Genomic DNA, 15,217 nt, shown 5'->3' on the forward strand with positions numbered 1-15,217 from the left:
CTTTCGTTCACTCACAAATCCTTGCACAGCCGCAGCGCATCGTAGATGGCCGCATGGGTGTTTCGCTGCGACACACAGTCGCCCAGGCGCCACAGAATCATGCCGCTGTCGCTGTTTTCCAGAACTGGCTGCGCCACGCAATCGAACAACGCCTGCACGTCAATCTGGCCTTGGTTGATCGACTCGGCTTTCAAGTCGTAATACAGCGCTTCGTTTGGTCGCGTGCCATTTTCGACAACGATTTGATCGACCACCCGCTCTTCTTTCTGGCCGGTGTATTCGTTTTCCAATACAGCGACTTTTTTGTCGCCTTCGGCGTAGACTTTTTCCAACATCATGTCAGACGTCATGATGACTTCGCGCTCGTACAAGCTGCGATAATACGTTGGGAAAGTCGTGCCGCCGATGCCAACACCGGGCTTGATATCGTCGGTTACCAATTCCACCAGGCTGCCTTTGCTGGCCAGATAATCGGCCGCCGACATGCCGGAAAATTCGCAGATGGTGTCGTACACCAGAACGTTCTCGCCGGGTTCGACTGCGCCGCTGAGAATGTCCCAGGTAGAGACCACCAACCCTTCGTCAAAACCCCAGTCCGGGTTCTGTTGCAGGAAAGGCGTGCCGCCGGTGGCGAGGATGCAGACGTCCGGATTCAGATCGCGAATCAAGGACGCATCGGCAGCGGTGTCGAAACGTAACTCAACATTCAGCCGCGCCAATTCCAGTGCATACCAGCGAGTGATACCGGCAATCTGATCGCGCTGTGGTGCTTTGGCGGCCAGTGTGATTTGACCGCCGAGCTCACTGCCTTTTTCGATCAAGGTGACGTTGTGCCCGCGTTCGGCGGCCACACGCGCCGCTTCCATTCCGCCCGGTCCACCGCCGACAACCACGACGTTGCGCACCGGGCCGCTGGTTTTTTCGATGAGGTGCGGCAGGCCCATGTACTCGCGGGAAGTCGCAGCATTTTGAATGCACAGCACATCCAAACCCTGGTACTGACGGTCGATGCAGTAGTTGGCGCCGACGCACTGCCGAATCTGATCGACCTGATCCATTTTGATCTTGGCGATAAAATGCGGGTCGGCAATGTGCGCGCGCGTCATACCGACAAAATCGACATAGCCAGCTTCCAGAATGCGTTCGGCCTGGTTCGGGTCTTTGATGTTTTGCGCGTGAATCACCGGCACGCTGACCACTTCTTTAATGCCCGCGGCCAAATGCAAAAATGGCTCCGGCGGGTACGACATATTCGGGATCACGTTTGCCAACGTATTGTGGGTATCGCAACCGGAACCGACGACGCCGAAGAAATCGACTTCGCCGGTATCGTTGTAGTATTTGGCGATCTGTTTCATGTCGTCATGAGTCAGACCGTCGGGGTGAAATTCATCGCCGCAGATGCGCATGCCGACCACGAAATCCCGACCGACTTCGGCGCGTACCGCCTTCAACACTTCCATGCCAAAACGCATGCGGTTTTCAAAACTGCCGCCCCATTCGTCGGTGCGTTTGTTGACGCGCGGTGACCAGAACTGGTCGATCATGTGCTGGTGTACGGCCGACAATTCGACACCATCCAGACCGCCTTCTTTGGCGCGCCGCGCGGCCTGAGCGAAGTCGCCAATGACGCGCCAGATTTCTTCTTCTTCGATGGTTTTGCAGGTGGCGCGATGCACCGGTTCGCGAATGCCCGACGGCGACATCAGGTTCGGCCAGTTCTCGCCATCCCAACGCGAACGCCGGCCCATGTGGGTAATCTGGATCATGATTTTGCCGCCGTGTTTATGCACGGCGTCGGCCAGATTCTGAAAGTGCGGGATGATGCGATCGGTCGACAAATTAACCGAACTCCACCAGCTTTGCGGGCTGTCAATCGACACCACACTGGAGCCACCGCAGATGCACAAACCGCAACCACCTTTGGCTTTTTCTTCGTAGTATTTGATGTAGCGTTCGGTGGTCATGCCGCCGTCGGTGGCGTACACCTCGGCGTGCGCGGTACTGACCACGCGGTTACGAATGGTGAGCTGATTGATTTTCAGCGGCGTGAACAGTTTTTCAAACTGGGACATAAAGCGGCTCCCGGTTGAGCCCGAACGGGAACGGCCGTCCGGGTCTCACTGAATGTTGAAGGTCGGCGAACTAGAGTGGTGTAACGTCGAACAAACCGAAATCGACGCCCTCTTGTGCTGCACTCTGTGTTTGTACCGCTCGGGTTTTTATTGCCAATCCTTGAGCCTCGGCAATTTGATCCAGCGCGCCGGCGAACCAACCGGTGAACATGTAATCCACCTTGCGATTGACCTTGCCGTAGAAATACACGAACGCGGAATGGTCGAGGCGAACTCGTGCAGTTCCCGCTGCAATGTCCAGCTGTTCGATGCTGAATAAACCCCAGCCACGTTGCGATAGTCGACGCATGTAATGCTCGAATACGGCTGCGCCGTTCAAGCCATGTAATTGCGCTTCTTTTTCACACCAGTGCCAGGCGGATTTGTAACCGGCTTTGTAGAGAATTTCGGCGTAACGTTCGGCACCAATTTCGTCTTCAATAGCCTGATGGTTGTTGATGAAAAAGTGCCGGGGCACGTACAGCATGGGCAGCGCATCGGTGGTCCAGACGCCGGTGTCGTCGTCAACTTCGATGGGCATTTCCGGGGCGTGATAAGACATGGGAAAGACTCGGGTTCAACGATGCAACCCAGTCTACGGATGGGGGTTCAGCGGGCCTGAACTGGAAACGACATTGGCTAAACCAAAAGCGCAACCGCCTCAATTTGCTGTTTCAAGCGCCTGCGCCAGATAGTCGTACACCAGGCGCACGCGCCGGCTGGTGCGCAGTTCGCGGTGGGCCACCAGCCAGATGTCGGTGCTTGGCAAGGTCAGTTCCGGAAACACACGGCGGATACCGGGTTCGGCATCGCCGATTTCGGTCAGCATAACGCCAACGCCAGCGCCGCTTTTGACCATCGACCAGTTGGCGATGTTGTGATTCACCGTGGTGGTGAACTGCGCCAGCGTCACCTCCGGTGCAAACGCCTGGATCAGCGTCAGTAACTGGTCCGCCTGATCGAAGCCGACAAACTCCATTTTCTCCAGCGCGTAGTGATCCAGCGAATCCAGGTAGTCGGCCGAGGCATAAAGGCCGTAAAGCGTTTGCCGGACTTTGCGGGCAATCAGTTCCGGCTCGGTTGGCCGGTAGGCGCGGATGGCGATGTCGGCCTCGCGGCGCATCAGGTCGCTGCTGGAGTTGGTGGCGATCAGTTGCAGGTGCAAACCCGGATGCTGTTGTTTCAGCCGGGTCAGAATGGGCGGCAGCAAATGCACCGCCATCAGTTCGGTCGCGCTCAGCGTCACCGGGCCGCTGAGCGATTGCGAATGGCCAGACGCCGATAACGAAAACTCGTTCGCCGCCTGCGCCATTCGGCGGACAAAGTGCGCCATTTCCACGCCCTGGGGTGTCAACTCGACGGCATTAGCGTGGCGTTCGAACAACACCACGCCCAGTTCCTGCTCCAGCGCGGCCACTTGTCGTCCCAAGGTCGGTTGCGCCACGCCCAATGCCTGGGCGGCCGCTGAAAACGACCCTTCTTCCGCCGTCACCAAGAAGGCGCGGGCCCGGTTCCAATCGAAATTTACCGATCGCCAATCCATCGCACACCCTGCACTAATGCATGCTCAGCTTGCCATTTTGCGTAAATACTAATCGTAATTGCATGCTTAACCTAGAAGCGTCTTTCACCAACGCTCGGGGAATCCCATGCCACTTCGTCTTTACTTGCTGATCAGCATTACCCTGATCACCGCCTGCTCGACCGTCACTCTGGCCCCGACGGCCGGGGTTGAGGGCGAGCCCAGCGTTCGCGAACACCGGCCCTTCTATCTTTTCGGCTGGATGGGCGACAACCAGGTATCCATCGACCACGCCTGTCCCGCCGAAGACGTACAGCAAATTCAGGCCTATCGCTCTTTCAGCGATGGCGCCTTAACACTGCTGTCGCTGGGCCTCTACGCACCTTTGACTCTGGATACCTGGTGCGCCCATTCAACTGCGGAGATACAGCCATGAAGCGTTTTTCCCCGGTTTTGCTGCTGGTTGCGGCCAGCCTCAATGGCTGCACCTATCTGACCTTTCACAACACGCCAGCCGAGGACGACACGGCTACCTATCGCAGCGGCCAATGGCATCACGCCACGCTGTACGGCAGCCTGGAACTGAGCCGGCCAGTCGATACAAACCAACTGTGTCAGGGTGGCGACTGGCAGACCATTCGCACCGAACACAGCGCCCTGGCGGTGCCGGCCTCGGCCGCTATGTGGCCGTTTTTCGGACCGTCGGTATTGAGCATGGGCGCCTGGACGCCAAGCCGGATCGTTGTCGAATGCCGGGGTCACGCCGGTAGCAAGCAATGAAACGCGCCTGGTGTTGGATCGCCGCCGCCTGGTTGCTGGCGCTGGTGCCCAGCCTGGCCGGTGCCGTTCGCTTGTTGCAGTGGTCCGCCATCGTGCCGCAGCCGTTGCCGGTAGCGGCCGGCTCGCCACTGGCTGTGGCACTGGTGCTGCACGTTACCGCCGTGATCTGTTTTGGCTGGCTGGCACCGTTGCAACTGTCACCATTAAGCCGCGCGCACCAGGCTCGCTGGCACTGGCGACTGGGTATGAGCGTCTGGTTCAGCGGCGTCGTTGCCGCCTTCTCCGGCCTGATGTTGAGCCAGTTCTATCCGCACGGACCATACGATGGCGCGGCGCTGCTGATGCTGCGTTGGCTGGCTGGAAGCTGGATGTTGTGGTCGCTGATGTTGGGGCTGACCAGAATTCGGCAGCGCCGGTTTTCCCAACACAGTGCCTGGATGATTCGCGCTTATGCGGTGGGGATGGGCGCCGGCACGCAAGTGCTGACGCATCTGCCGTTGTTGATTTGGCCTGAACTGGCCGGTGAACTTGCCCGCACCCTGTGCATGGGCGCGGGCTGGTTAATCAATGTTGTAATCGCTGAAGCGGTTATTGGTGGCTGGGTTCGTCGCCCCAGACTTCACCCAATATCCGCATCCAGTTTTCGCCCATGATTTTCTGCGTCAGGCGTTCGGAGAAACCGTTGCGCAACAGCGCTTCGGTCAGGTTGGGAAATTCACCGACGGTGCGAATGCCTTCGGGGTTGACGATTTTTCCGAACTGGGTGAGTTCGCGGGCGTAGCCTTTGTCGTGCACCAGATAATCGAAGAAGGCTTTGTCCTGGCCTTGGGTGAAATCGGTGCCGATACCGATCTGGTCTTCGCCAACGATGTCGAGAATGTAGGCGATGGCTTCGACGTAATCGTCGATGGTCGCATCCGGCCCCTTCGCCAAAAACGGCGTGAACATGGTAACGCCAACAAAGCCGCCGTGGTCGGCAATAAACTTCAATTCTTCGTCGGATTTATTACGCGGATGTTCTTTCAAACCGGACGGCAAACAGTGCGAATAACAGACCGGTTTTTTCGACGCCAAGATCACTTCTTCGGAGGTTTTGCTGCCGACGTGTGACAGGTCACACATGATGCCGACGCGGTTCATTTCGGCGACCACTTCGTGACCAAAACCAGACAGCCCGCCATCGCGTTCGTAACAACCAGTGCCGATCAGGTTCTGGGTGTTGTAGCACATCTGCACCACGCCAACGCCGAGGTCTTTGAAGATCTGCACATAACCGAGTTGGTCTTCAAAAGCGTGAGCGTTTTGGAAGCCGAAGATGATGCCGGTTTTGCCCAGTTCTTTGGCTTTCAAAATATCGGCCGTGGTTTCAACCTTCATCACCAAGTCGCTGTTGGCTTCGATCAGGCGGTTCACCTGGACGATGTTATCGACCGTATCCTGAAAATCTTCCCAGACTGAGACCGTGCAATTGGCCGCAGTGAGTTGGCCTTTGCGCATGTCTTCAAACAGCTCACGGCCCCATTTGGCGATGATCAGACCATCGATGATGATGGAATCCTGGTGCAGGTTGGCGGCGGTCATGGCAAAGCCTCGGCGAATAAAAAAGGGATGGATGCTGGCAGTGTATCCAGCGCTCTATGCGCCCAATTCACTGGACGCGACAACGGCAAACCCAAAATCGACATGCTGCACTGCGGCCCTATGCCGCATAAAAAAGCTCGCCAATAGCGAGCCTTTAAACGCAATGCACACCTAAACGCAATGCACGTCGTTTCAGCCAGAAACAGCCAATGCGGGTGCCGGTGTTTTTAACGGGCTGGCCACAAAGTTAACCGCGCCGTATGTTGGCTCGGCTTGCGCCAGCCGCAGTGCACTGACCGAGGCGCTGGGCAGTTCAGCCAAGGCGCCTTCAGCCGACACCGAGTCCAAAGGACCAATGGCCCAGATCGCCAAGCGTTCTTCTTTCGGCGAAATACCGATGTATTTGCGATAGCAACGGCTGAAATGCGGCGCGGATACGAAGCCGCACATGGCAGCCACTTCGATGATTGAGCAACTGGTTTGCTTGAGCAGTTGACGCGCCCGATCCAGACGCAGCTTCAGGTAATAACGCGACGGCGTGCAGTTCAGGTGTTTCAGGAACAACCGCTCCAACTGCCGGCGGGAAATGCCGACGTAGCTGGCGAGTTCTTCCAGCTCAATCGGTTCTTCGATGTTCGATTCCATCAACTCGGTCACTTCTGCCAGCTTGGGTTGGGCGCTGGTCAGCAGACGACGCAGTGGCGCGCGTTGCTGTTCGTTGTCCGAGCGTACCCGGTCGCACAGGAACATGTCGCAGATGGCAGAGGTCAACGCCTTGCCATGCTGGCGGGTGATCATCGACAGCATCATGTCCATCGGTACGCCACCGCCGGTGCAGGTCATGCGGTTGCGATCGAGCGTATAAAGGTGGTTGGTGCAGTTCACGCGCGGGAAGCGTTCCTGCAACGCGGCCAGGCATTCCCAGTGAGCGCTGCAGTTGTAGCCATCGAGCAGACCGGCGGCGGCCAGTACATAGGCGCCGGTGCAGACCGCACCCATCAGCACTTTTTTGTTGGCCTGGGATTGCAGCCAACTGATTTGCGCCGGGGTGTAGGAACGGGTGATGTCGACACCGCCGACGACAATAACAATGTCGAACACATCCCGATCGGCGATGGAGCCATCCGGTGCGATGGCGATGCCGTCACTGGCTTTGACGATGGCGCCGTCCGCCGACATCAACCGCCAGGTGTAAAGTTCGCGGCCGGTCAATTGGTTGGCCATGCGCAATGGATCGATGGCCGATGCCAACGCCACCATGGTGAAGTTATCGAGCAGCAAAAAGCCGACGCGATAAGGAGCGGCATTGATGACATCACTGGGAAACGCAGCGTTTGCACTCACGGACTGACCCTCTGTCTTCTTACTTAAGCATTTTCCAACTTAAGCGCGTTGCCAATTGCAGCGACGCCTGGCCATTGGACCTGGGGTGTCCGGGTTAAATCCCGGATCGGAACCCCTGAACACGGGTAATGTATCGACGGTAGAAGAGACATTAGGAAGCGACAAAAAGCGACATCTGAGTCGGCCATCCACCGTCCAACGATTTAGCAATTCCCGGGCCATTTTTATTGTTTGCATTGCCCGCAAACCCGCATGCTAGACGGCCGGCACGCCATCAGCCTCGGCCCACTGAAGCCGCTGCGATTCGGCCAATGGTATGCCGCCGGATGGCGAAGAAGTTGTCTATAAACGACACACTGAGCCGGGTTGTTCGTCCAAAAACGACACACCCCGGCCGTGGAAGTGGAACTAAGAAACAGTGATAGGCAATAGAGCTTTGAAAGAGAACGAGGCCGGAAACCGACCTGCCCCAAAGCATCGTTTCAGCGCACGCTAGTATTCGATGACGACATCCGACAAGGGCGTACTGCAACACGACAGGATATAACCCTCGGCCAGGTCGTCGTCGGTGATGCCGCCGTTGTGTTGAATGGCGACTTCGCCGGACTTCTTCATCACCTTGCAGGTACCGCAGATGCCGACGCCGCAGCCCTTGGGAATGTTAATGCCCAGCCGGCTGGCGGCCACATGCACCATCTCGCCCGGCGGCACCTGAACGCTCATGCCAGACTCGGTGAACTCGACGGTGAACATATCGCCGTCTTTGATTTCTTCGGCTTCCTTGCTGGCAATTTCGGCCTGTTCGAGCGCTTCCTCGGTTACCGCTTCCGGCGTGGCGCCGAACGATTCCTGGTGGTAACGCTCCATATCGAAGCCGTTTTCTTCCAGAAGCGCTTTTATGGTGCGCATGTAAGGCGTCGGGCCACAGCAAAAAATGCGACGGTTCATAAAATCCGGCGCAATCATTTGCAGCTTGGCGAGATCCAAATAGCCGCGGTAACCGTTCCAGGCCTGGCCGATTTCCGTGCGCTCACAGATCACCGACAACTCGAAACTTTTAACGCGGGAACACATGTGTTCGAGTTCGCGCTGGAAGATGACATCGGCCGGCGTGCGGGCGCTGTGCACAAAGGCCATATCGACATCGGCGTTGGTGTCGAAGTACCAGCGCGCCATCGACATCAGCGGTGTGATGCCAACACCGCCCGACAACAACAGCACTTTTTCGGCCGGGTTATCGATGCAGTTGAAGTTGCCGACCGGACCGTGCACCGCCAGTTCGTCCTGCTCTTTCAGATTGTCGTGCAACCAGTTCGAGACCCGGCCGCCCGGCACCCGTTTAACGGTGATGGAAAAGCTGTACGGCACCGAGGGCGAGCTGGAAATGGTGTAAGACCGCATCACCTGTTCGCCGTCGATCTCCAGCTCCAGCGTGACAAACTGGCCGGGCTTGAAGAAGAACATCACCGGCTGTTCGGCATTGAAACAGAAGGTTTTCACATCGCGGGTTTCGCTGATCACCCGCACACAGCGCACCTGATGGCGGCCATTGGCCCACACCCGGGTATTGAGCGGGTTGAACGGCGCCAACGCCGATTCGGTGCTTTCGGTAATACTGGTCATCTGTTTTCGGTCTCCACCGGAGCAAGGGCCGTCGGTCACGGTCAGTCATCGCATTCTCGGCAAAACCGAAAACGACCAGTTAACCATTTGCGACATTCTATTGATCAGGTAAGCCTCCCAGCGGTTCTGTACGCGACATGGGTCACGCCCGCGTCGAAAAGCAAACGGCGAATGTCGTGATTGGATAATTGCCGTCTGAAAACCTTAAACAAAATGCGGTTACTAACGGTGGCCGAGCGCACAGGCGACGACCATCCCGGGTTCTTTTTGTGTGTACAGAAATCTTGTCGCTTACAGGAATCGCTGCGATGACCGAAACCGATTTACTCAATCTGACCTACTCAAACATCACCGACGCCCGCCAGGATATGAGTCGGTTGTTGCAGGAGCGTTCACGCCATCTGTCGTTGCCGCGGTCGTTGTACAACGACCCGCTGCTGTTCCGCGTCGACATGGAAGAAGTCTTTATGAAGGAATGGCTGTTCGTCGGCATGACCTGCGAAGTGCCGGCGGCGGGCAATTACATAACGGTCGATATCGGTCAGAACCCGGTGTTGATTGTGCGCGACCGCGACGGCGAAGTACGCGCCTTCCACAACGTCTGCCGCCACCGCGGTTCACGCGTCTGCACTGGCGCCAAAGGCAAGGTCGCCAATATCACCTGCCCGTACCACCAATGGACCTACGACCTAAAAGGCAACCTGATTTTTGCCGGCTCCGACATGGGCGACGATTTCGACAAGAGCCAGTTCAGCCTGAAACCGGCGCACTGCAAAACCGCCGGCGGCTTTATTTATGTCAGTCTGGCCGAAGGCGAACCGCCAGCGATTGACGATTACCTGGCAACGCTGGCGACCTACATGGAGCCGTACGACATGGAAAACGCCAAGGTCGCTGCGGAAGTCACCTTGGAAGAAAACGCCAACTGGAAACTGGTGATCGAAAACAACCGCGAGTGCTACCACTGCTCCGGTTCACACCCGGAATTGCTGCGCACTTTGCTGGAGTGGGACGACACCAACGACCCGCGCGCCACCCCGGAATTTCTGGCGCTGTGCGAAAGCCAGTCGGCCAAATGGGACGCCGAAGGCATTCCGCACAAGCACGCCGAATTCGGTTTGCGCAATCGTCTGGTACGCATGCCATTAAAAGAAGGCACCGCAGTAATGACGATGGACGGCAAACCGGCCTGCAAACTGAACATGGGCCGCATCCAGAATCAGGAACTCGGCTCGCTGCGCATTTTGCATTTGCCCAATTCCTGGAACCACATGCAGAGCGACCACGCCATCGTCTTTCAGGTGATTCCGGTATCGGCGCAGAAAACGTTGGTCACCACCAAATGGCTGGTGCACAAAGACGCCGTTGAAGGCCAGGATTACGATGTGGAAAAACTGCGCTACGTTTGGGACCAGACCAACAAGCAGGACCGCACCCTGGCCGAACAAAACCAGCGCGGCATTAATTCGCTGGCGTATCAGCCGGGTCCGTATTCGAAAACCTACGAATTCGGCGTCATTAATTTTCTCGACTGGTACAGCGATGCCGTGCTGAAAAATTTGCCGGGCACCGCGCAATAAACAACGCTGGCGCGACTGTCGTAAATCAACATCCGATTGTCGTGCCAGAGCAGTTTCCCCAACCCATCCAGACCTAAGATGAGCGGCAACTTGCCAATTACAGGACGCCGCTCATGTTCAGCCGCACTCGCACCCTCGCCGATTTCGACGCCGCTTTGTGGCACGCCATTGAAGCTGAAACCCAACGTCAGGAAGACCATCTGGAACTGATCGCCTCGGAAAACTACACCAGCCCGCTGGTGATGGAGGCCCAAGGCACGGCGTTGACCAACAAGTACGCCGAAGGCTATCCCGGCAAGCGTTATTACGGCGGCTGCGAACACGTCGATGTGGTGGAAGAACTCGCTATCGAACGCGCCAAAGCCCTGTTCGATGCCGACTACGCCAACGTCCAACCGCACTCCGGTTCGCAAGCCAACGCCGCTGTGTATATGGCACTGTGCGAACCCGGTGCCACGGTGCTCGGCATGAGCCTGGCGCACGGCGGCCATTTAACCCACGGTGCCCACGTCAGCTTTTCCGGCAAGCTGTACAACGCCATCCAATATGGCTTGGACGAATCGACCGGCGAGATTGATTACGACGCCGTTCAGGCGCTGGCAAACGAACACAAACCAGCGATGATCGTCGCCGGTTTTTCCGCCTATTCACGCATCGTAGACTGGGCCCGTTTTCGGCAAATTGCCGATTCGGTTGGCGCTTATTTGATGGTCGATATGGCGCACGTCGCCGGTCTGGTTGCGGCCGGCGCCTACCCCAACCCGATCCCGCACGCGCACGTGGTAACCACCACAACGCACAAAACACTGCGCGGTCCACGCGGTGGTTTGATCCTCACCAAAGGCCAGCCGGAACTGGAGAAAAAACTGAACTCCGCTGTTTTCCCCGCCGGCCAGGGCGGCCCCTTGATGCACGTTATCGCCGCCAAAGCCGTAGCCTTTAAAGAAGCCGCCGAAGCCGACTTCCGCGATTACCAACATCAGGTGGTGCGCAACGCCCAGGCCATGGCCGAGGTGTTTATCGAGCGCGGCTACGATGTGGTGTCCGGCGGCACCGACAACCATCTGTTTCTGCTCAGTCTGGTCAAACAGGGTTTAACCGGCAAAGACGCCGACGCCGCTCTGGGCGAAGCGCACATCACGGTGAACAAAAACGCCGTGCCGAACGATCCGCAATCGCCGTTTGTGACGTCCGGTTTGCGCATCGGTTCGCCGGTCATCACCACGCGCGGTTTGCAGCAGGCCGAAGCCAAACAGGTCGCCAGCTGGATTGCCGATATTCTGGACGCGTTGCAAGCGGGCGATGCCACAGCGGCCATCGCTGAGGTACGCACAAAAGTCAGCCAGCTGTGTCGCGACTTCCCGGCATACGGCTGAGTCACCACTTTCTCCGAGCGAGCGCTGGCTGCTCGCTCTGCGGCTGGGCGGATGTCCGCAGCATGGATGCTGCGGCCAAGGCCCCAAGGACGGGTTCACGCCGACCGCCAAACCGCAGAGCGAGCAGCCAGCGCGGATTCCAATCTGCCAAACCAACAACATCAAATCCGGAGAATTAACCGCCATGGCGATCAGCCTGTTCGACATGTTGAAAATCGGCATCGGCCCGTCCAGCTCTCACACCGTTGGACCGATGGCGGCGGCCTATCGTTTTGTGCAAGGGTTAATCGCCGATGCGCAACTGACCGCCGTGCAGCGCATCGACATTCAGCTCTACGGGTCACTCGGCGCCACCGGCAAAGGCCACGGCACCGGACCGGCAGTATTGATGGGATTGGAAGGCCATCAGCCGGACCAGATTGACCCGGCCATTGTGTTGCCACGCACCGACGCCATTCGCGAACAAGGCCAGTTGCTACTGAACGGCGAGCACAGCATTGCCTTCAACGAACGCGCCGACCTGACCTATCACAAAAAAGAATCGCTGCCGTTTCACCCCAACGGCATGACGTTTTTTGCCTTCGATGCCAACGGCGGCATCGTGCGAGAACGCACCTATTATTCCGTTGGCGGCGGCTTTGTAGTCGATGAATCGGCCGCCGGTGCCGACCGCATTGTCGAAGACAAAACGCCACTGCCCTACCCGTTCAAAACCGGTGACGATTTGCTCAAACAATGCCAGGCCAACCAACTCAGCATCGCCGAACTCATGCTCGCCAACGAACAGGCCTGGCGCAGCGAAACCGACGTGCGCGACGGCATTCTGCACATCTGGCAGGTGATGCAGGAATGTGTGCAAAACGGCATTCACAACGAGGGCGTTCTGCCCGGCGGATTGAAAGTAAAACGTCGTGCGGCGGCCTTATATGCTTCGCTTACCGCGCACGACCGGCTCGATCTGATTTCGCCGTCATTAAGCGCGCTCGACTGGGTAAACCTGTACGCGCTGGCGGTGAACGAAGAAAACGCCGCCGGCGGTCGCATGGTCACCGCGCCCACCAACGGCGCGGCGGGCATCATTCCAGCGGTGCTGCATTATTACTGGCACTGGTGCCCGAACGCCGACGAAGACGGCGTGATTCGCTTTCTGCTCACCGCCGCCGCCATTGGCATTCTGTTTAAAGAAAACGCCTCGATTTCCGGCGCCGAAGTCGGTTGCCAGGGCGAAGTCGGTTCCGCCTGTGCGATGGCGGCGGCCGGTTTGGCAGCCGCGACCGGCGCGACGCCAGAGCAAGTCGAAAACGCCGCCGAGATCGGCATGGAACATCACCTGGGTCTGACCTGCGATCCGATCGGCGGCTTGGTGCAAGTGCCCTGCATCGAACGCAACGCCATCGGCGCGGTGAAAGCGATTAACGCGGCGGTAATGGCGATGCGCGGCAACGGCGAGCATTTCGTCTCGCTCGACAAAGTGATCCGCACCATGCGCGACACCGGCCGCGACATGCTCGACAAATACAAGGAAACCTCGCGCGGTGGCCTGGCGGTAAACGTCATCGAATGTTGAGCCGGTCCGTTTCCGACCAGCGCTTGTCGCAAATCATCACCGCTGTGTCGTCGCCAAGCAGACCACACCAGCGGTGCCCGCCTACCATCGCTTCATCCTGCGCCCGACTTTGTGCGGCTGGCTAAAAGCCGCTAGGGTCGGTCAGCGTCCATTGCAGAGGACCCGACACCATGCAGAAGTATTCCGGCTTCGGATTGCTCAAACACGCGCTCAGCCACCACGAAAACTGGCAGCGGGTGTGGCGTAATCCTGAACCGAAAAAACATTACGACGTCATCATCGTTGGTGGCGGCGGCCACGGTTTGGCGACCGCTTATTACCTGGCGAAAGTGCACAACATCACCAACGTCGCCGTGATCGAAAAAGGCTACCTCGGCGGCGGCAACACAGCGCGCAACACCACCATCGTGCGCTCGAATTATTTATGGGACGAAGCCGCCTGGCTGTACGAACACGCGATGAAACTCTGGGAAGGTCTGGCGCAGGATCTGAACTACAACCTGATGTTTTCGCAGCGTGGCGTATTGAATTTAGGCCACACCCTGCAAGACATGCGCGACATCGAACGGCGCGTCAACGCCAACCGTCTGAACGGCATCGACGGCGTGGTGCTCGACACCGCTGGCGTACAAAAACTCGTGCCGATGATGAATTGCTCCAGCCATACCCGCTATCCGATTCTCGGCGCTTCCTGGCAACCGCGCGGTGGCGTAGCGCGTCACGATGCCGTGGCCTGGGGCTTTGCCCGCGCCGCCGATGCGCTGGGTGTCGATCTGATTCAGCAATGCGAAGTCGATGGCATCGTGCAGCAAAACGGCAACGCCGTGGGCGTGCACACCAAACAATACGGTGAGATTCGCGCCGACCGCATCGGTTGTGTGGTCGCCGGGAATTCCGGCGTGGTCGCCAAGATGGCTGGCTTCAATTTGCCGGTGGAATCGCATCCGTTGCAGGCACTGGTGTCCGAACCGATCCGACCGATTCTCGACACCGTGGTGATGTCGAATCAGGTGCACGGCTATATCTCACAATCGGACAAGGGCGATCTGGTGATCGGCGCTGGCATCGACGGTTACAACGGCTACGGCCAACGCGGTTCCTACCCGACCATCGAACACACGCTGCAAGCCATCGTCGAACTGTTCCCCATGTTCAGCCGGGTGCGCATGAACCGTCAGTGGGGCGGCATTGTCGACACCACGCCCGACGCCTGCCCGATCATTTCCGACACGCCGGTGGGCAATCTGTTTTTCAACTGCGGTTGGGGCACTGGCGGTTTCAAAGCCACGCCCGGTTCCGGCCATGTGTTCGCTGAAACTCTGGCCCAAGGCGAAGCCAGCAAACTGGCGAAACCCTTTTCCATGTTCCGCTTTCACAGCGGCGCGCTGGTCGACGAACACGGCGCCGCTGGCGTTGCCCACTGATTCAGGAGCGCACCGATGTTTTATATCCACTGCCCTTACTGCGACGAGCATCGCGAAGAGGAAGAATTTCACGCCAAAGGTCAGGCGCACATTGCCCGGCCGCTGGACCCGGACAATTGCAGTGACGAAGAATGGGGCAATTTCATGTATTTCCGCGACAACCCGCGCGGCCTTCATCACGAACTCTGGGTGCACGCCGCCGGTTGCCGGAAATTTTTCAACGTCACCCGCGATACCCAAAGCTACGTCATCCTCGAAACCTATCGCCTGGGTGAACAACCCAGCGTGACAGCCCAGCCGTGAGCG

The 15,217-nt window shown here is 58.1% G+C and carries 14 protein-coding genes; 8 read left to right on the forward strand and 6 right to left on the reverse strand.

From position 1 onward, the window contains the following. Positions 1-11: 11 nt before the first annotated feature. From dgcA to DW349_RS14030, 3 genes are all read right to left on the reverse strand, one after another. Positions 12-2,075: a dimethylglycine demethylation protein DgcA gene (gene dgcA, locus DW349_RS14020; RefSeq protein ID WP_108126354.1), complete on the reverse strand. Its 2,064-nt coding sequence runs from the start codon at positions 2,073-2,075 to the stop codon at positions 12-14. Between the two features lie 70 nt (positions 2,076-2,145). Continuing rightward, a complete protein-coding gene (locus DW349_RS14025) occupies positions 2,146-2,676 on the reverse strand; it encodes a DUF5943 domain-containing protein (RefSeq protein WP_108126355.1) in 531 nt (176 codons plus the stop codon). A gap of 99 nt (positions 2,677-2,775) precedes the next feature. After that, positions 2,776-3,657, reverse strand: coding sequence for a LysR family transcriptional regulator (locus DW349_RS14030; protein ID WP_108126356.1), 882 nt, complete (start codon positions 3,655-3,657; stop codon positions 2,776-2,778). 106 nt (positions 3,658-3,763) lie between these two features. On the opposite strand from DW349_RS14030, the gene DW349_RS14035 reads away from it, so the two are divergent. From DW349_RS14035 to DW349_RS14045, 3 genes are read left to right on the forward strand one after another with little or no spacing between them, the layout of a single operon-like run. After that, on the forward strand, positions 3,764-4,072 hold the full coding sequence (locus DW349_RS14035) for a Bor/Iss family lipoprotein (RefSeq protein ID WP_108126357.1): 309 nt from the start codon (positions 3,764-3,766) through the stop codon (positions 4,070-4,072). Then, positions 4,069-4,416, forward strand: a complete 348-nt coding sequence (locus tag DW349_RS14040; protein ID WP_108126358.1) for a hypothetical protein — start codon at positions 4,069-4,071, stop codon at positions 4,414-4,416. Before DW349_RS14035 ends, DW349_RS14040 begins: the two co-directional genes overlap by 4 nt. Next, complete coding sequence (locus DW349_RS14045) at positions 4,413-5,069, forward strand: DUF2306 domain-containing protein (protein WP_108126359.1); 657 nt, start codon at positions 4,413-4,415, stop codon at positions 5,067-5,069. The genes DW349_RS14040 and DW349_RS14045 overlap by 4 nt, the downstream gene beginning before the upstream one ends. Here DW349_RS14045 and DW349_RS14050 read toward each other — a convergent pair. From DW349_RS14050 to DW349_RS14060, 3 genes are all read right to left on the reverse strand, one after another. After that, positions 5,005-5,997 (reverse strand): dipeptidase, encoded by a 993-nt coding sequence (locus tag DW349_RS14050; RefSeq protein WP_108126360.1) that lies wholly within the window; start codon positions 5,995-5,997, stop codon positions 5,005-5,007. The genes DW349_RS14045 and DW349_RS14050 overlap by 65 nt on opposite strands. Before the next feature lie 192 nt (positions 5,998-6,189). After that, on the reverse strand, positions 6,190-7,341 hold the full coding sequence (gene gbdR, locus DW349_RS14055; protein ID WP_108126361.1) for a choline metabolism transcriptional regulator GbdR: 1,152 nt from the start codon (positions 7,339-7,341) through the stop codon (positions 6,190-6,192). A 492-nt stretch (positions 7,342-7,833) separates the two neighbouring features. After that, on the reverse strand, positions 7,834-8,964 hold the full coding sequence (locus tag DW349_RS14060) for an FAD-binding oxidoreductase (protein WP_108126362.1): 1,131 nt from the start codon (positions 8,962-8,964) through the stop codon (positions 7,834-7,836). A gap of 308 nt (positions 8,965-9,272) precedes the next feature. Between DW349_RS14060 and DW349_RS14065 the strand changes: the two genes are divergently transcribed. The 5 genes from DW349_RS14065 to DW349_RS14085 all read left to right on the forward strand — a co-directional run bounded on the left by DW349_RS14065 (position 9,273) and on the right by DW349_RS14085 (position 15,214). Next, positions 9,273-10,544: an aromatic ring-hydroxylating oxygenase subunit alpha gene (locus DW349_RS14065; RefSeq protein WP_108126363.1), complete on the forward strand. Its 1,272-nt coding sequence runs from the start codon at positions 9,273-9,275 to the stop codon at positions 10,542-10,544. A gap of 113 nt (positions 10,545-10,657) precedes the next feature. Then, a complete protein-coding gene (gene glyA, locus DW349_RS14070; RefSeq protein WP_108126364.1) occupies positions 10,658-11,920 on the forward strand; it encodes a serine hydroxymethyltransferase in 1,263 nt (420 codons plus the stop codon). 184 nt (positions 11,921-12,104) lie between these two features. Then, a complete protein-coding gene (locus DW349_RS14075; RefSeq protein ID WP_108126365.1) occupies positions 12,105-13,487 on the forward strand; it encodes an L-serine ammonia-lyase in 1,383 nt (460 codons plus the stop codon). A gap of 170 nt (positions 13,488-13,657) precedes the next feature. Then, positions 13,658-14,911 carry a sarcosine oxidase subunit beta family protein gene (locus DW349_RS14080; RefSeq protein ID WP_108126366.1) on the forward strand — a complete coding sequence of 418 codons (1,254 nt, stop codon included), beginning with the start codon at positions 13,658-13,660 and terminating at the stop codon, positions 14,909-14,911. A gap of 15 nt (positions 14,912-14,926) precedes the next feature. Next, the gene (locus DW349_RS14085) at positions 14,927-15,214 is read left to right on the forward strand and encodes a sarcosine oxidase subunit delta (protein ID WP_108126367.1); all 288 of its coding nucleotides are present in this window, start codon (positions 14,927-14,929) and stop codon (positions 15,212-15,214) included. Positions 15,215-15,217: the final 3 nt, after the last annotated feature.

It is taken from the genome of Saccharospirillum mangrovi (genome assembly GCF_003367315.1).
Taxonomy (GTDB): Bacteria; Pseudomonadota; Gammaproteobacteria; order Pseudomonadales; family Natronospirillaceae; genus Saccharospirillum; species Saccharospirillum mangrovi.